The organism is Methanobacterium sp. (genome assembly GCF_016217785.1).
In the GTDB taxonomy this organism is placed as follows: domain Archaea; phylum Methanobacteriota; class Methanobacteria; order Methanobacteriales; family Methanobacteriaceae; genus Methanobacterium.
In genome coordinates, this window is record NZ_JACRGA010000002.1 from 195,906 (window position 1) to 212,789 (window position 16,884).

16 protein-coding genes are annotated in these 16,884 nt (G+C 40.2%); 9 read left to right on the top strand and 7 right to left on the bottom strand.

Annotated elements, in window-relative coordinates:
• The first annotated feature begins 93 nt into the window (after window positions 1-93).
• From HY987_RS01210 to HY987_RS01235, 6 genes are all read left to right on the top strand, one after another.
• Window positions 94-1,326 (top strand): ammonium transporter, encoded by a 1,233-nt coding sequence (locus tag HY987_RS01210; protein ID WP_292754653.1) that lies wholly within the window; start codon window positions 94-96, stop codon window positions 1,324-1,326.
• A 58-nt stretch (window positions 1,327-1,384) separates the two neighbouring features.
• Entirely contained in the window at window positions 1,385-1,723 is a 339-nt protein-coding gene (locus HY987_RS01215) for a P-II family nitrogen regulator (RefSeq protein WP_292754655.1), read from the top strand.
• Window positions 1,724-2,208: 485 nt separating this feature from the next.
• The gene (locus HY987_RS01220; protein ID WP_292754659.1) at window positions 2,209-3,435 is read left to right on the top strand and encodes an ammonium transporter; all 1,227 of its coding nucleotides are present in this window, start codon (window positions 2,209-2,211) and stop codon (window positions 3,433-3,435) included.
• 30 nt (window positions 3,436-3,465) lie between these two features.
• Entirely contained in the window at window positions 3,466-3,804 is a 339-nt protein-coding gene (locus HY987_RS01225; RefSeq protein WP_292754747.1) for a P-II family nitrogen regulator, read from the top strand.
• A 268-nt stretch (window positions 3,805-4,072) separates the two neighbouring features.
• Complete coding sequence (locus HY987_RS01230) at window positions 4,073-4,858, top strand: DNA-formamidopyrimidine glycosylase family protein (protein WP_292754662.1); 786 nt, start codon at window positions 4,073-4,075, stop codon at window positions 4,856-4,858.
• Between the two features lie 85 nt (window positions 4,859-4,943).
• Window positions 4,944-5,318 (top strand): PepSY domain-containing protein, encoded by a 375-nt coding sequence (locus HY987_RS01235; protein WP_292754665.1) that lies wholly within the window; start codon window positions 4,944-4,946, stop codon window positions 5,316-5,318.
• A gap of 149 nt (window positions 5,319-5,467) precedes the next feature.
• On the opposite strand, the gene pdxS is transcribed toward HY987_RS01235, so the two are convergent.
• Window positions 5,468-6,349 carry a pyridoxal 5'-phosphate synthase lyase subunit PdxS gene (pdxS, locus tag HY987_RS01240; RefSeq protein ID WP_292754668.1) on the bottom strand — a complete coding sequence of 294 codons (882 nt, stop codon included), beginning with the start codon at window positions 6,347-6,349 and terminating at the stop codon, window positions 5,468-5,470.
• A 973-nt stretch (window positions 6,350-7,322) separates the two neighbouring features.
• Here pdxS and HY987_RS01245 point away from each other — a divergent pair.
• Together HY987_RS01245 and HY987_RS01250 are read left to right on the top strand one after the other, a co-directional pair.
• Window positions 7,323-7,814: a tetratricopeptide repeat protein gene (locus HY987_RS01245; RefSeq protein ID WP_292754671.1), complete on the top strand. Its 492-nt coding sequence runs from the start codon at window positions 7,323-7,325 to the stop codon at window positions 7,812-7,814.
• A gap of 132 nt (window positions 7,815-7,946) precedes the next feature.
• Complete coding sequence (locus HY987_RS01250; protein WP_292754748.1) at window positions 7,947-8,054, top strand: 4a-hydroxytetrahydrobiopterin dehydratase; 108 nt, start codon at window positions 7,947-7,949, stop codon at window positions 8,052-8,054.
• 311 nt (window positions 8,055-8,365) lie between these two features.
• Here HY987_RS01250 and HY987_RS01255 read toward each other — a convergent pair whose 3' ends face one another.
• The 6 genes from HY987_RS01255 to HY987_RS01280 all read right to left on the bottom strand — a co-directional run bounded on the left by HY987_RS01255 (window position 8,366) and on the right by HY987_RS01280 (window position 16,237).
• Window positions 8,366-9,496, bottom strand: coding sequence for a DUF763 domain-containing protein (locus tag HY987_RS01255; RefSeq protein ID WP_292754673.1), 1,131 nt, complete (start codon window positions 9,494-9,496; stop codon window positions 8,366-8,368).
• Between the two features lie 354 nt (window positions 9,497-9,850).
• Window positions 9,851-11,605 carry an MJ1255/VC2487 family glycosyltransferase gene (locus tag HY987_RS01260; RefSeq protein ID WP_292754675.1) on the bottom strand — a complete coding sequence of 585 codons (1,755 nt, stop codon included), beginning with the start codon at window positions 11,603-11,605 and terminating at the stop codon, window positions 9,851-9,853.
• Between the two features lie 50 nt (window positions 11,606-11,655).
• Entirely contained in the window at window positions 11,656-12,666 is a 1,011-nt protein-coding gene (locus HY987_RS01265; RefSeq protein WP_292754678.1) for a hypothetical protein, read from the bottom strand.
• 109 nt (window positions 12,667-12,775) lie between these two features.
• Window positions 12,776-13,687, bottom strand: a complete 912-nt coding sequence (gene nadA / locus HY987_RS01270; RefSeq protein WP_292754681.1) for a quinolinate synthase NadA — start codon at window positions 13,685-13,687, stop codon at window positions 12,776-12,778.
• A 228-nt stretch (window positions 13,688-13,915) separates the two neighbouring features.
• Window positions 13,916-14,695 (bottom strand): S-methyl-5'-thioadenosine phosphorylase, encoded by a 780-nt coding sequence (mtnP, locus tag HY987_RS01275; RefSeq protein ID WP_292754684.1) that lies wholly within the window; start codon window positions 14,693-14,695, stop codon window positions 13,916-13,918.
• A 93-nt stretch (window positions 14,696-14,788) separates the two neighbouring features.
• Window positions 14,789-16,237: an RtcB family protein gene (locus HY987_RS01280; RefSeq protein WP_292754686.1), complete on the bottom strand. Its 1,449-nt coding sequence runs from the start codon at window positions 16,235-16,237 to the stop codon at window positions 14,789-14,791.
• Window positions 16,238-16,518: 281 nt separating this feature from the next.
• Here HY987_RS01280 and HY987_RS01285 point away from each other — a divergent pair, with 281 nt between their 5' ends.
• Entirely contained in the window at window positions 16,519-16,863 is a 345-nt protein-coding gene (locus tag HY987_RS01285; protein WP_292754689.1) for a hypothetical protein, read from the top strand.
• The last annotated feature ends 21 nt before the right edge of the window (window positions 16,864-16,884 follow it).

Consider the following 16,884-nt stretch of genomic DNA (forward strand, 5'->3'; position numbering starts at 1 on the left):
ACTGGATGAGGTAATATGGGGAGTATCTTAAACATGTTGAAAGTGGAAAAAATATAATTTAAATGATTGTTTTAAAAAAAGGAGGAAAAATTAATGGATCCTGTTCTTAGTAGTGGTGATACAGCCTGGATGTTAATATCCACCGCTCTGGTAATTCTCATGACCATACCAGGAGTGGCTCTCTTTTATGGAGGTCTTATTCGCCGAGAAAACGTTTTAAACACAATGTTCCTTTCATTCATCACATTTTCAATAGTGAGCGTCCTCTGGTTCATATATGGATATGACCTGGCCTTTGGAAGCGATGTTATGGGGATAATAGGTGCTCTTACCAACCCATTTTTCAATGGAGTTATTGAGTCAAACTCTCTGGCTACCCTAGCACCCACCATTCCCACTGGACTCTACGCAATATTCCAAATGACCTTCGCCACCATAACCGTGGCCCTGATATCCGGTGCAATAGTGGAACGAATGAAATTTTCCGCATGGTTGGTCTTTGTTCCAGTTTGGTTAACCCTGGTTTATCTCCCAGTAGCCCATTGGATGTGGGGTGGAGGATTTTTAGCCCAATGGGGAGCATTAGACTTTGCCGGAGGAACAGTAGTTCACTTAAGTTCAGGTGTAGCTGCCCTGGCACTGGTGTTGCTTTTAGGCGTCCGTAAAAATTCAAAATTATTGCCCCATCATTTGGGTTACTCTGTAATTGGTACTGGCCTATTATGGTTTGGTTGGTTCGGATTCAACGCAGGTTCGGCATTAGGAGCTACAAATTTAGCAGTTTCCGCAATGATCGTTACCAACATATCTGCCTGTGTGGGAATGCTGGCATGGGTACTGATGGATAAGCTGAACACCGGAAAACCAACATTATTGGGCGCTTTATCAGGAGCTATAGCCGGTTTAGCTGCAATAACACCTGCTGCAGGTTACGTTAACATTACTTCCGCCATTATAATTGGTTTCGTTGCATCAATAATCTCTTACTATGCAGTGTCCCACTTAAAACCACTCCTAGGCTACGATGATGCCCTGGATGTGTTTGGAATACACGGAGTATGTGGTATTGTTGGAACCTTAGCAGTGGGTATATTTGCCACACCCCTAATCAACAGTGCCATTAAAGGAGGGTTGGTTGCAGGTAATGCTGGCCAGATAGTTGTTCAACTCCTTGCCATAGTCATAATTGGAGCATATTCATTCATATTAACCCTGATCATCGCCAAAGTCATTGATAAAACCATAGGGTTAAGGGTTGAGGATGAACATGAAGTGCAGGGACTGGACATTAACCAACATGAGGAATCCGGTTACAGACTATCATAGGCAGCTTTAAAAATACAAAACTGCCATAGTCCCTTATGAGAATCATTGAGGTGATGAAATGAAAAGAATCATAACTATCATCAGACCTGATAAACTGGAAGATGTTAAACAGGCCCTGGAAGAAATTGGTTGCCATGGGCTAACTGTCAAAGAAGTTAAAGGACGGGGAATACAGCTAGGAATTACTGAAAGTTATCGAGGTACTGACTACAAAGTGGATCTGCTTCCCAAAACCCAAGTGGAAATTGTTGCCAAAGCAGCGGATGTGGATGGGATCGTGGACACCATTGTCAAAAGTGCCCAGACTGGCTGCATTGGAGACGGAAAAATCTTTATATCCCCTGTAGAAGATGTGGTGCGAATTCGTACCGGAGAAAGGGGAGAAAAGGCCATATAATATTCAAACAGGATATTTCCTCGGAATGTTTCCTCATTTCCCTCTTTTAATTTTTTAATTTTTTTGATGATATTTAATTTTAATACATGAATGGATTCATCAATTCCATATTTTTTAAATTCAATTCTATATTTTTTTAAATTAATACCAAAAGTTGTTGTACTAATTCTTAATGAATGCTTAAAAAACATGCAAAAAATTCAGAGTATTGTTTTTTTAGTTGCAGCCTAACCAAAACATTTATAAGGAGGAAGGTACAATGATCAGTTGTCGGAAGTATGCTTCCGATATCCGGTAGATGGGGTGAATTTTTCATGAAATAATAATGAAAAAAGGAAAAAAGTGCTTTAGGCCTTTGACCTAAGCCCATAACAACCAAAATATCTCTAATAAATAAAAAAATAGTGTTTGTATCTTTGTTTACAAATATCTTTTAAAAAAAGCCAAATTTAAATAAAATAAGTGAATCAAGGAGGAAAAAATCAATGGACCCTGTTTTAAATAGTGGTGACACCGCATGGATGCTCATCTCCACTGCACTGGTAATGCTCATGACCGTGCCAGGAGTAGCTCTATTCTACGGAGGTCTCACCAAGAAAGTAAATGTATTAAACACAATGTTTATGTCTCTTATTGCGTTCTCCATTACCAGTATCATCTGGGTATTATATGGTTACCAGTTCGCATTCGGAGAAGATATGTTATTTGGACTAATCGGAAATCCGGTTAATCTTCTGTTCAGTGGAATAGGAGTAGACCAATTATCCACACTGGCTACAACCGTTCCAGAAACTGTATTCATAGCCTTCCAAATGACTTTTGCCGCCATTACCATAGCACTGGTCTCCGGTGCCGTAGTGGAAAGGATGAAAGTCTCTTCCTGGATGGTATTTGTAGTTGCCTGGGTTACCCTGGTATACGTACCAATAGCCCACTGGGTATGGGGTGGAGGATTCCTGGCACAGTTAGGTGCTCTGGACTTCGCCGGTGGTACAGTAGTACACATTAACTCTGGTGTAGCAGCTCTGGCCCTGGTATTATTACTGGGCAGAAGGAAAGATACCAAATTACTACCTCATCAGTTAGGTTACTCTGTTATCGGTGCCGCACTACTATGGTTCGGCTGGTTCGGATTCAACGCAGGTTCAGCATTAACCGCCGGTGGACTGGCAGGTCAAGCTTTCATCAACACAAACACCGCAGCTGCAGCAGCCATGATCTCCTGGGTCATAATCGACTACCTCAAAACTGGTAAACCAACAGTTCTGGGAGCAATATCCGGTGCCATTGCCGGTTTAGTTGCAATAACCCCTGCAGCAGGTTTCGTAACCGTGCAAGCTGCAGTCATCATAGGCCTAATAACCAGTGTAGTTTCTTACTTCGCCATAAGCTTCATGAAATCCAAACTGGGTTACGACGATGCCCTGGACGTATTCGGTATACACGGTATGTCTGGTTTATGGGGTGCTCTGGCCACTGGTTTATTCGCCGCACCATTTGTCAATGAACTGGGAACCGGACTATTCTATGGTAACCCTGGACAGCTAGTCACTCAGATAATTGCAATAGTGGTAGTAGCCGGCTACAGCTTCGTTGCCACCCTGATAATAGGTAAAGTCATTGACATTGTCATGGGACTGCGCGCAGAAGAAAAAGAAGAAATCGAAGGACTGGACATCACTCAACACGAGGAAACCGGTTACCGGATTTAATTAGAATATGCGCAAACTAGAGGCGATATGATGAAAGAAATAGTGGCCATAATTCGACCAAACAAATTAGATGAAGTTAAAGATGCCCTTGAAAAAATCGGATGCCATGGAATAACCGTAACTGAAGTTAAAGGTCGCGGAAGACAGTTAGGCATAACCGAAAGCTACAGGGGAAGTGATTACCGAATCGACATGCTGCCTAAAACCCGTCTGGAAATCATAGTTGCAGATGAGGATTTAGATGGTGTTATTAAATCCATAGTAGAAACAGCACAAACCGGAGATATTGGAGATGGGAAAATATTCATCTCAGCCGTAGAAGAGGTTGTCCGTATTAGAACAGGAGAAAGGGGAGAAAAAGCCGTCTAAAACCCTCCAAAATCCACTTTCAACCCCCTTTCCCTCCTTTTTTCTTTCTTTTTTTAGTACAGTGAGTAATTATTGTCCAATATTATTCTTGAAAGTTTGAAATTACTATTATATACCTAAAACTATTCTACAAAACTATTCTAACTGAATTTACAATAGATTAATCCACCCTGAAAAGAACTTGTTTTATAACTCTGATTTTATAAAGTCTATTAATAAAAGGGTGTAATTAATAAAATCATGATGATGAAATTTAAATGGTGACTAAATGCCTGAACTACCCAGTGTGGAGATCTTCAAAGAATATTTTGATAAAACCTCCCTACAACAACCAATAACCGACGTGAGTGTGATCAGTCCGGAAATTCTGATGGAAACCAGCATCACCGAGATGAAAGAATCCCTGGAAGGACATAAATTTACAGAAAGCATTAGATATGGGAAATATCTCTTTGGAAAGTTGAACAATGACCTATTTTTGATAATGCATTTTGGAATGACTGGTTATCTGCACTACGATACGAAAAATAGTTCCAAATATCCACGGTTGCTCTTAAAATTTTCAGGTGGCAACTTCCTGGCCTTTGATGATGCCCGTAAATTCGGGAAACTGGGCTTAACCCAGGACCCTGATGAATTCATTGAAAAAAGAAGATTGGGTCCTGATGCTCTGGAAGTGAATTTTGAAGATTTCCAGGAAATCTTCAGGAACAGAAAGGGTATGATAAAACCATTACTCCTGAATCAGAACGTTTTAGCAGGTATTGGTAATCTTTACGCCGATGAAATACTCTACCAGAGCAGGATCCACCCCCTGACCCATGCGGATCAGTTAGATGATCCAGAATGGGAACATCTTTTTAAGAATATGAAAAACGTACTCCATAAAGCCATAGAACATCATGATAAAATTAAGTCTCTTCCAGAGTCCTATCTTCTCCCCCATCGCTACAAAGGTGGCAAATGCCCGGAGGGAGGAGAATTGGAGATTATAAAAGTTGGAGGTCGCACCACATTCGTATGTTCCAAGCGGCAGAAGATGAAAGAGGATTAAACAATTCCTGCTGAATACCAAAATTTTATAGGAATAAAGGTTCATCTATATAATCACTTAATCAAATAATGAGGGGATAATAGAAATGATTAAAAAATCAACAATGGCACTACTGGCCCTGGTAGTTCTAATGGTAATTGTTTCTGGATGCACCACTAACAATAACAATACTACCCAGAATAACACTCAGAACATTTCTAACCAGAGCAATAACAATAACAACACTACCAATACCACCAACAGCACCAAAGTAATGTCAGCTGAAGAAGCAAAAAAGATAGCCCAGCAATATGTTAACGAACCTGGTGTAACAGCAGGAACTCCAGTACTCAATACGGTTAATGGAAGACAAATATACGTGGTACCCTTATACGATAATGGACAGGCAGTGGGTGAGATAGAACTCGATGCTATAACCGGTGAAAACCTGGGAGGGGCTGGAGGAGCTCCATCTGGTTAAATATCCTTAAAGGCAGCTGAAATAAAATAAATAAATATATTTATAAAAATTTTTTAGCTGCTTAAAACTATTTATTTTTATAATTAAACCATCAATTTTAGGGCTATTTATCTATTTTACTCGATAAAAAAAAATTAGTAATAGAAGATTTACCATCCTCTATCCTGCAATCTCTCAGATTCTGGTATCTGGCTTATTTCCAGTCCTGGCATGGCTTTACCCAGGTCACGGCTGACTTCGGCTATGAGATCCGCATCTTCGTAGTGGGCTGTTGCTTCGGCTATGGCTTTGGCCACTATTTCAGGGTTTTCGGATTTGAATATTCCACTTCCCACGAATACTCCGTCTGCTCCCAGTTGCATCATAAGGGCTGCGTCTGCTGGTGTAGCAACTCCTCCGGCGGCGAAATTCACCACAGGTAGGCGTCCCTGTTTCTGGGTTTCCTTAACCAGGTAGAGTTGTGCTTCTTCTTCTCGGGCTACACTCCACATTTCCTCTTCGGTCATATCCTTGAGTTCCCGGATGGTTCCCTGAATCATGCGCATGTGACGGACTGCTTCCACCACGTTACCGGTACCTGCTTCTCCTTTGGTTCTGATCATTGCTGCACCCTCATCAATTCTTCGGAGGGCTTCACCAAGGTTTCTTGCTCCGCAGACAAATGGTATGGTGAACTGTTTTTTATCAATGTGGAATTTCTCATCGGCAGGAGTGAGTACTTCACTCTCATCGATCATGTCCACTCCCAGTGACTCCAAGACCTGGGCTTCCACAAAGTGACCGATTCTTACCTTGGCCATTACCGGGATACTGACTGCATCCATGATTTCGGTAACTTTACTGGGATCTGCCATCCGGGCAACCCCTCCAGAAGCTCTTATATCAGCCGGAACCTTTTCCAGAGCCATTACAGAGACAGCACCAGTTTCCTCGGCAATAACTGCCTGTTCGGCATTAACTACATCCATGATCACTCCACCTTTGGTCATCTTGGCAAAGCCTTTCTTCAACAGTTCTGTTCCATGCAACATGTTATTTCCTCCATTATAATTATAATGATTATTAGAGACATCAACAAATCCCATTTAATCATTTGATTTCCGGAATAATCTTTTTAATGCTTTTATTTCTTAGGAAATCATATTTTACCGAAATTTAAAAAATTTTATAATATACATATTTCAATTTTCCCCCCGTGGTTATTAAAATTTTGGACCTATTTGGAAGGATTATTTTACATATGTATATGTAAAAATATTCGTACCCCTCCTTGAGTCTCTCCCATCCCCATAGGGACTCTCTAAAAGTAAACATGACCTTTCAGTAAGCTAATTCTATTAATGAGAAACTTGTGCTTGAAGACATTTTATTGTGTCTTAAAAATTCCCAAGGACTTTAGCCAATCCAAGACTTTAGTCAATAAATCACTTGATTTACCAGCATTGTACTTTAATGTAATGAATTGTATCTACATATTACGTATGGACTTACATGACAATTTGAATAAAAAATAATTTTCAAGCGAATCAATTCATCCATTTAAAAAATTCATCCATTTAAAAAAAATTTGAACGATTAAAGGAACCCAGTTCAATCAATATACTGAAATTTGCAAGATTATAGTAAGGATCAACCATGGTAATACTTTTTATTTATAAATTATGTGAAAATTAGAAACACTTAAATTATCTTTAACCGAGCTACGAATTATAACATCCAGATAAGAAAACAGTCAAATAACCCAATTTAAAGCTATTGTTATTGTTTATTTATGTTTTTAAACATATTAAAGTGAGTAAATCCTATCCATGATTCACAACTAAACTATAATAAATTAAAAACACAAAATCCCATATAGTACAAAGGCAGAATGGATGTTTAAATAATTAGTAATTAGGAATAAGTTAACTGAACCTAGAGATAGGTTAACAGAATCTGGAATAGTTAACTGAGCCCCTTATAATTATATAGTTAACAGTCCAAGTATAGCCAGGAGTTGATTAGATGGCCATCAAAGAAGCAGAAATGTTCTACAAACAAGCCATGTCATTTTTAGAACAGGGTAAATTAGATAAATCAATAGAATTTTTTGACAGTGCACTCAAAATTGATAAAGATTATATTTCCGCCTGGAATGATAAGGGAGTGGCCCTCATGGAACTTGGAAAATATCCTGAGGCACTTCAATGTTTTGAAGAGGTTATTCGACTGGAACCTGGTGATAACATGGCCTGGTACAACCGGGGATATGTACTCCTGATTCTGGAGGAGTATCAAGAAGCAGTTAACACTTTTGACCTGTTCCGGGGTAGATATTCCAAAAAGGATGATTTTTATAAATATGCTTTATATCTGCAGGCTCAAGGGTTGTACAATCTTAAAGAGTATGATGAGTCTTTAAAATTAATTAAAGAATCTCTTAAGATGGATAAAACATTTAAAGAAGCCAGGGATCTCATGGAATTAGTTGGAAAAGAAACGTCAAAAAAAGAATAGTGAAACCATTCCCAAGGGAGTGATCACTCCACTTTTTACGAATATTATAAACATGATAATCATAAACACCCCATAATGGGTTATAAACCCATAGAATGTTTGAAATAAATTTCATAAATCCAAAATTAGGGCATTTTATCATGGGGAAAGGTGGCTCTGGAGATAACCACCAATGATCAGTGTGGGTTAACCGAGCTGGACTTTGTATTTGCCCAAAAAATCAATGAATTGTTGGATTAGCCATAACTTGTTTTCATACATCTTGTTTTTATAATTACTGATATTACCTGAATATGAATATTTCCTGAAAAATATTAACTGTTGGTAAGGTTAAGTCTTTAATTACAGCCAATATCGGAAATTACTCCTTAAACATTTAATTATTGAAATTAGATTTATTGTACTGTTTGATCAGGATTGTTTTTTTTGATCATTTACACTTGAAATGCAGGTCTTCTTGATGATCTGATCACTGCAGATAGGAATTATAATAAAATTTAGCAAGGTTTTGTAAAGGTAAACTTAAAACAAAAATAGTTCAATCTGTGAGGTTAATTATCAACATTGATCATATTCTCCAAACGTTTAATAGCCTGATAACGGTCCTTCTTTTCTAATCTAGCCTGCTCGAGTGCATCTTGTAAGGTCTGGATGGAATGATCATATACTTCCCGGTCCACGGGGTAGGGAAACCCATCTTTACCACCATGGGTAAAACTGTATTTAACTGGATCATCCCAGCTGGGCTGGTTTCCATAAATTAAATCCGAAATCAATGCCAGTGCACGTATCTTCTTGGGCCCCATACCATTTAAAGAAACTAATTCCTCATAACTTTCTGGTTGCAGTTCCCAGGCATTACGGAGAACTTCAAATTCCCGGGGAGATAGATCAATATCCAACACAGGATGATGACTGGGTAAAGTAAGTTCAGGGCAGAATATATCCAGATTAGCTTGATCAAGTCCCACATCTACTTTTTTCTGGAAGTATTTCTTCAGATGTTCTGGATTATCCAGAATAAGATCCAGGCTGGTTTGCCGTGAATCATAACTCATATCCGAGGTCATGTTCAGGGTTTTCTCTTCCTTCAGGTCACAGCAGATACCATTATGTGGTTCATTAATGTAATTTTGCACAGAATCAGATAACCAGTGATAACGACGGGCGTATCTGGTGGATTGGTTCATTCCCTGCTGCACCACTGCCCAGTCACCCTTTTCCGTTAAAAAAAACACATGGTGATAAAGCTGGTAGCCATCCTGGATGCATGAATTATCAATTTTGGCTGATATCTTGCTGGAATAAACCAAACTTTCCAGTTTAGCTGTGGATAAAGAGAACATTTCTCCAGCATCCTGGATCTCCTGGGGCGTTCTCCGGGAAGCACGCCCCTTACCACCTGCAACAAATATACCATGTTCTTCCGGGCTAAGAGCTGTTTTCAGAGCCCCGCAGGTTGTGGTGGTTGTTCCAGAACTGTGCCAGTCAAAACCCAGGACACATGAAAATGCCTGGAACCAGTGGGGGTCTGAAATTCTGGATAAAAATTCCTCGGAACCGTACTCATATACTATTGAATCAGTAACCGCTCCTGCCAGTTTCACCATTCGCTGGAAAAGCCATCGAGGTGCGCGACCACCATGAAGGGGTAAATTGGCAACTCCACTTCTTGAACTCATATGATAATAAGTTTATCCGTGGAATAAATAGTCTTGAGGTTATAGAGCATTGGATAAGTATTCATGGAAAGACAGGATTCTATGCCTATTTAAGTCTATTAATGTTCATGTTAATCTTTTCGACATTATCATCAATAAATCATTTATATAATGGTTTTAAAGATGGATTTGTGATTAATAGTTTTCTTAGGCCAATTTTAACCCTTTTTGTATGGATTATCTCCCTATATTTCATTTTACCTGCTCTTTAAATAGTTAAGATTTGAAGAATTTTATGCAGTTTGATGATTATTAACGAAGAAAATCAACATTAAAAAAGAAATCATCAAATATTTTTTTCCAATACAAATTCAGTTATTTGGCATATTTATCAATGAGAAAGTCCAGTTCATCCATAATAGATTGGTTGTGATCATGTGCAAAACCAAGACGGATGTTTTTCCGGTATTCTTCTAACTTGGAGAGGAAGTTTTCAATATCATCACGGTCCAGATCCTCGTGGAACTCCCCATAGCCCAATCGGTCCATGTAGAGGGCATTAAGGATCTGTTCAAACTGTTTTTTCACTGGAACACTTAAAACTGGTTTTCCCAGGTAGAGGGCCTCACTGATAAGGGTGAATCCTCCATTGGAAATCACTGCCCGGGCTTGGGCAAGGTCGTTGAAAAATTCATCCTCATTGAAACTCTTAAACAATAAATTTCCATCCCGTTCATCACGGTGGAATCCATAGACAATGAATTCATCATCAAATTCCTTCAGAATATCCAGCAATCTCACATTGGAGGCACTGGTCTGGTAAACCAGTACATGCTCCCCATTATAGGGTTCAAGTTCCATAATGGTGTCACGCAGTACTGGTGGGAAATATTTCGTCTTACTGGAATTCTTAAGGGGTGGATAAAAATAGCTGGTTATGAGGTAAACAGTTGGGAGCTGGATGAACGATCTGACCACACCTTCAGCAGCTATTCTGTCAGTACGGTATTTCCGGGGTACTTCTAACTCCGCCTGGGTGAGAACATGCATATTATCCAGGCTGATGAGTGGCACGCGCAGGATCTTGGATAGGAGGTTTGAATAAAATTCAAAATCAGAGATGATGACCTGAGGCTTTACTGCCTTGGCCACACTGTACATTAATCTTAAACTATTTTTTAAATCTCCAGGGAGGTCTTTCATCCCCTTGATGAATGTTTTGGTGTTCTGGACAGTGTTATCCTCATAAACTGTGTTAAATCCGCCGATTTCATAAACATTGTCAAAATGATCTGCCAGATAATCATAGGCACGGTCTGATGCAAATATGTGGACTTCATTATTCTTGGTTAAATGATTAAGGAGGACTCTGCCCCTGATGGCATGTCCCATTCCTTCCCCACATACTGAGTAGAGTATCCTCTTTTGATCAGGATGTCCGAAGGTGTAATCCAGGTCTTCTGCGGTTATTTGTTTCCCTCTGAACTGGTAGAAGGTGCTTTTGGCATACTTGAAGGCCACATTACGCAGTCCTTCTTCCTGAAGACGGCGGGTGGAAACAAGTAATTTAGGGCTTCGAAGAACCTTGAACTGGCTGATGGAACCTATACGTTCAATGTAATCAGTGTCCTCTCCAAAGTCCAGGTCTTCATCAAATCCTTCCACCTCGTTGTGTAATTTTTTGGTGGTGATTATACCATAACAACCCGCCCCATGAGGTTTGATGTTCTCCACTCTTTTCATGAAGAAATTAGCAAGGTCGTGGGTTATTTTATTCAAAAAACTGTCACTTAAAGGTGCGATCTGGGTGATGGCAATTCCCAGCTCTCTTTTTTCGAATTCATCCAGGCACAATTCCAGGTAATCCCTGGTTAATATCACGTCTGAATCTAAGAATAGAAGATATTCACCACTGGCTGCTTCTGCCCCTTGATTTCGCCCTACAGATGGAAGACCTCCTTCAACAACTTTACACCCCCACTCATGAGCAATATCACCAGTACTGTCTTTGGAACCTGCATCGGCCACTATAACTTCATAATCACTGAAATCCTGCCGTTTTATGCTCTCCAGGAGATGGGGAAGGTAACTTTCTTCGTTAAAGGTAGGTATGATAATTGAAAGCTTCATTTTCACCTAATATTTTTTTTTATTTTTTTATTTATGATACTTTCGGATTCCTAGAAGTAGGAAAAGAAATTCCAGGTCATGAAAAATCCATCAGCACGACCCTCATATGTTTTGAAAAGACTTTCTAAGGTGTTTTTATCACTGACACTGGTATCAGTCCTTATAACCGTCATGTTACCCTGCTGCTCTTGGCTTAAAACATTATAACCACTTAGATCAACGGGTTCAAACTGATTTAAGACTTTTATTTCATGATAAGAGCTGTTATTCCCGGCCAGTTCTAGTCCCAATCCGGATAACGCCACCAGAACAATAAGTACCAGGGGTAGGATAAGCTGGCGGAACTTAAAGGGTGTTTTCACAAAATAAAGGATGAATAGGAGGCCAAGACCAATCAATAATGGTTGGCTGTAGAGTCCACCATCAACCATTCCAATAATAGCCAGAGTCAGGGCGAAGGCCATTATTATCCGGTAGATATCCCGCCTTTCATCTAAAGAGAACAGTCCGGTTATGTAGGCCAGGGGTAGGGTTACGAATATGAAGTAAGCCCATGGGATCACTTCAGGGTATAGACTACCTCCAGTGTGAACATGTTCTGGTACCAACCCACCCAGACTGTCTGCAAAGTGTCCGAAAACTGATTTGAAAACATGGCTGTGCATGGGGCTGGTGGTGGTGGAAGTGGGATTGGTGGAGACAAAAATGGTTAATGGGGAGACTCCATACTTCAAACGAATAGAGAACTCAATTAAAAGGCCCACCAGACAGGTTAGCAGTATTATGAGTATGGTCAATTTCAGGAACTTTTTACCGTCAGGACTGTACTCATTGGCCCTTTCCTTTATTGGTGTTAAGAATCTGCTGGTGTTGATAAGTGAGTTTAAGATGAGGAAACTGCCTATTGCCATCATGAAAAGGACAGCTTTACCCTCTGATGAACCGGATAACAGTGGCCAGGTGATCATCATAACCAGCTGATCCATGGGTGATGTGGCGTAAACAATCAACCCTATGAGTATCAGTATAACTCCAGATAATCCTATTTTATCTATTTTCACTATATCCCACCATGAAAAAATAATTTCAAGTATTCATTTTGTATACTTTTATTCTGTTTGTACTTCAGATTGTTAATTTCAGTTAGCAGTAAACTGATAGATAGTAGGTTTAACTGACTTCCAGCATCCTCTTCACTGCACCACGGGCCTTATCAGCAATTTCCTCTGGAACTTTAACCTGGAACTTTTCCTCCATCAGGGATTTTTTAACTTTCTCCAGGGTGTGTAATTTCATATTTTCACAGATGGCCTCATCCAGCAAAGGGTAAATAAGTTTATCAGGGTTTTCCCTGCGTAGTCGGGTTACCATGTCCACCTCGGTGGCTATGAGAAAACTTTTACTAGCAGAATCAGCCACCTGGCGGATCATTCCACCTGTGCTGAGTATATGGTCCGCCGCCTCCTGTACTTCAGCGTCACATTCAGGGTGCACCAGTACCTCTGCATCAGGATAGTTTTCCCTGGAAAAAGCGATGTCTGCAGTGTTGAACATTTTATGAACGTAACAGTAACCCACCTCCGGGATGGGGATTATTTCTTTATCAGTCCTTTTTTGAACGTAACGTGCCAGGTTCATATCTGGACCGAATAGTATCTGTTGAGCATCCAGGCTTTCTACAACCTGAACTGCATTGGCTGATGTGCATAGTATGTCTGCTTCGGCTTTAGCTTCAGCCAGGGTGTTCACATATAACACTACTGCTGCTTGAGGGTATTTCTTTTTGTATTTTTTTACCTCTTCTGCAGGGAGCATGTGAGCCATAGGACACTCTGCCTGCGCATCAGGGATCAATATCTTTTTATAGGGGTTTAAAATAGCAGCAGTTTCTGCCATGAAGTCCACTCCACAAAAAACAACCAGATCAGCATCTTCTATCTGTGATGCTTTGATACATAACTCCAGTGAGTCCCCTAAAAAATCTGCAATCTCCTGTATTTCCTGAGTTTGATAGTTATGAGCCAATATTATGGCATTTTTCTCTTCTTTAAGTTTAAGAATTTCTTCCTGCTCGTAATTCAACCTAAACTCTCCTTAAATTAGGTTCATGAATGAAAGCCCTATTTTATTTGGTTAGAACTTGTAAAAAAGATAATAAAAAAATTGGGGCAATAACCTATATAACAAGTGCTTTATATTTTCCGATTAAAAAAGCTTTCCCCATAATTAGAAAGATTTAATCAATCCATTAACCTGGATTATAAACCTCTAAAATAGAAGGTTATTGATTTTCTGAACTGATCTCCTATTTTAATCTATTTCTGCGCCTTCCAGAGCGCATCTGCAGGGACAATTCCCATCAGCAGATGTGGTGATTATTGAATTATAGATAAGTCGGGTTAATTCCTTTTTTTTCTCATCTAAAATCTCAAATACTTCATCTATTGTAATTTTCTCTGATGATACTGATGCTGCGTAATTGGAGACCATGCAGATGGATGCATAGCACATTTCAAGTTCCCGGGCCAGCACAACTTCCGGAAGCCCAGTCATACCCACCACGGTTCCACCCAGCTGACGGAACATCCGGATCTCTGCGGGAGTCTCAAATCGGGGGCCCTCAGTGCATACATATACACCCCCCTTAATCAATCTCCCCTCTACATTTCGCCCGGCTGATATTATTGTTTCTGTCAGCTGAGGACAGTAGGGTTGGGTGACATCCACATGCACTGCACGGTCATCATAAAATGTGAAAGGTCTTTTCCGGGTGAAATCCAGAAAATCATTGGGTATGAGAAAGTCACCAGGGTTAATGGATTCATCAAGAGATCCAACGGCGTTAGTTGCAATGATTCGCTCTGCACCCAACATTTTAAGAGCGTAGATATTGGCCTGGTAATTAATCATATGGGGAGGGTTGTCATGGCCTTCCCTGTGACGTGGTAAGAAGGCAACCTCCTGATCTTCAAATGTTAAAATAGATACCGGAGGAGATTCACCAAATGGTGTATTTAGAACCTTTTTTTCTTTTAATTCTCCCATTTCAACTATCTGATACACTCCTGTACCACCAATTATTCCGATCATGTTAAGTCTCCTATGTCTCAGAAAGAAAGTCTCACATTGGATTATAATAAAAATAATCTCGCATTCCCATGAAAGATTTATGTTGGGAAAATGTTACCCTTTGGCCACGCCCATAGGCACCATTCTACCCACTAATCTTGAAATACCTGCGGTGTGGGCGGTTTGAACCACCTGATCCACATCCTTGTATGCGCCAGGGGCTTCCTCAGCCACTACTGGCATGGAGTTAGCCTTCACATATATTCCCTTATCTTCCAGGATTTTGAGTATATCTTCACCACGATAGTTACGCTTGGCACCGGCCCGACTCATCTGGCGTCCCGCCCCATGGGCAGTGGAACCAAATGTTTCATCCATTGCGGTCTGTGTTCCGTGCAAGACATAGGAGGATGTGCCCATAGTTCCAGGGATGAGTACTGGTTGACCGATTTTCCGGTAATTTGATGGTAATTCTTCTCTTCCAGGTCCGAAAGCCCGGGTGGCTCCTTTTCTATGGACGTAAAGCTGGGTGTTCTTTCCCTTGATGGTATGAATTTCTTTCTTGGCAATGTTATGGGCCACATCATATACAATGCCCATGCCCATGTCCTCGGCATCCTTATGGAAGACTTGTTCAAAGGATTCCCTGACCCAGTGCACGATCATTTGCCTGTTGGTCCAGGCGTAGTTGGCAGCAGCAGCCATTGCAGCGAAATAATTTTGAGCTTCCTCTGATTCAACTGGAGCACAGGCCAGTTGCCGGTCTGGTAAATTGATCTGGTAACGTTTAGCAGATTTGTCCATGGTTCGCAGGTAATCACTGCAAACTTGATGCCCACATCCCCTGCTTCCAGAATGGATGAGTACTGTTACCTGTCCATTTTCCAGTCCAAATGTCCTGGCAGCATCATCATCAAATATTTCCTCCACTTTCTGGACTTCCAGGAAATGGTTACCCGACCCCAGGCTACCCAACTGAGGTATTCCCCTCTTTTTAGCTTTATCACTCACCCGGGCAGAGTCCGCATCAGCCATGCATCCGTTCTCTTCCAGGAACTCCAGATCTTCATCCCAACCATAACCATTTTCCACAGCCCACCGGGCACCGTTATCCAGGACATCATCTATTTCACCCTCCTTGAGTCGGATTTTTCCCTTGCTACCTACACCGGAGGGTACATTACGAAACATCACATCAATTAATTCTTTTACCTTAGGCTGAACTTCCTCAAAGGTGAGATTTGTGCGGAGAAGTCTTACACCGCAGTTTATGTCAAAGCCCACACCCCCAGGACTTATAACTCCTGTTCGGCTGCTGAACGCTCCAACCCCACCTATGCTGAATCCGTAGCCAAAGTGGATATCAGGAAGCCCGATGGAAAACTTCTGAATCCCCGGTAGGCAAGCTACATTGGCCACCTGATCAACTGCTCCCTTTTCCAGGGTTTTAATGGCCTCATCATCAAGATATATTCGACCAGGTACTCTCATTTCCTTTTTATAATCTCCGGGGACTTCCCAAACACAATCACGTACCTTTTTAAGAGTTTCTTCCATAACCATGATAATCCAATCTCCTGATTTTATTAATTAGTTCTAATAATCATTCTGAAAAAACATGAAATCTGAATCTTTAATTATCTAAATAAGCTTCACCTTATTAAATCTAAATAACCTTTATCTATTAAATAATTATGAGTGCATCTTGTATACCAAGATTTCTATTTTTAGTTAAATTTTACTAAACCTAAAAAGCTATTGGGAAAATAACTATAACCATGATAAAATTAAGACGTAAACCTATTATAATAAATTAAACCATCTTACTAAGGAGATTATTGATTATGGAATCTGAAAATGAAGTAAAAATAACAGAAAAGGATGTTATAGAAATTATGGATGTTTTTACCCGTGTTCCACCCCTAATTCTGAAGATGGTGGTTAAAGGAAACAAAAACGTGGTGAAATCATTTGAATCTCAGATAAAAGAATATAAAAAACAGCTAAATCCTGAAGAAATGGTTAAAATAGAGAAAGTCATGAGTATGCCTGTTCCTGAGCTTCAAGAAATATTAGGAAAAGCGTATCTTGAAACCGGGCAAAAACAGCTGAAAATATTGGCAAACCCCAAAGCAGAGGAATTTATTACTGGGAATCTAGGAGAACTTAGAAAAATACTTTTCCCTTAATACATTTCCCTTAATTTTCTC

Bases quoted from the DNA above. Each gene is read 5' to 3' on its own strand.
- HY987_RS01260 (WP_292754675.1), bottom strand. From the start codon at position 11,605: ATGAAGCTTTCAATTATCATACCTACCTTTAACGAAGAAAGTTACCTT.
- HY987_RS01230 (WP_292754662.1), top strand. From the start codon at position 4,073: ATGCCTGAACTACCCAGTGTGGAGATCTTCAAAGAATATTTTGATAAA.
- HY987_RS01285 (WP_292754689.1), top strand. From the start codon at position 16,519: ATGGAATCTGAAAATGAAGTAAAAATAACAGAAAAGGATGTTATAGAA.
- HY987_RS01215 (WP_292754655.1), top strand. From the start codon at position 1,385: ATGAAAAGAATCATAACTATCATCAGACCTGATAAACTGGAAGATGTT.
- HY987_RS01225 (WP_292754747.1), top strand. From the start codon at position 3,466: ATGAAAGAAATAGTGGCCATAATTCGACCAAACAAATTAGATGAAGTT.
- pdxS (WP_292754668.1), bottom strand. From the start codon at position 6,349: ATGTTGCATGGAACAGAACTGTTGAAGAAAGGCTTTGCCAAGATGACC.
- mtnP (WP_292754684.1), bottom strand. From the start codon at position 14,695: ATGATCGGAATAATTGGTGGTACAGGAGTGTATCAGATAGTTGAAATG.
- HY987_RS01235 (WP_292754665.1), top strand. From the start codon at position 4,944: ATGATTAAAAAATCAACAATGGCACTACTGGCCCTGGTAGTTCTAATG.
- HY987_RS01245 (WP_292754671.1), top strand. From the start codon at position 7,323: ATGGCCATCAAAGAAGCAGAAATGTTCTACAAACAAGCCATGTCATTT.
- HY987_RS01220 (WP_292754659.1), top strand. From the start codon at position 2,209: ATGGACCCTGTTTTAAATAGTGGTGACACCGCATGGATGCTCATCTCC.
- HY987_RS01210 (WP_292754653.1), top strand. From the start codon at position 94: ATGGATCCTGTTCTTAGTAGTGGTGATACAGCCTGGATGTTAATATCC.
- HY987_RS01280 (WP_292754686.1), bottom strand. From the start codon at position 16,237: ATGGTTATGGAAGAAACTCTTAAAAAGGTACGTGATTGTGTTTGGGAA.
- HY987_RS01255 (WP_292754673.1), bottom strand. From the start codon at position 9,496: ATGAGTTCAAGAAGTGGAGTTGCCAATTTACCCCTTCATGGTGGTCGC.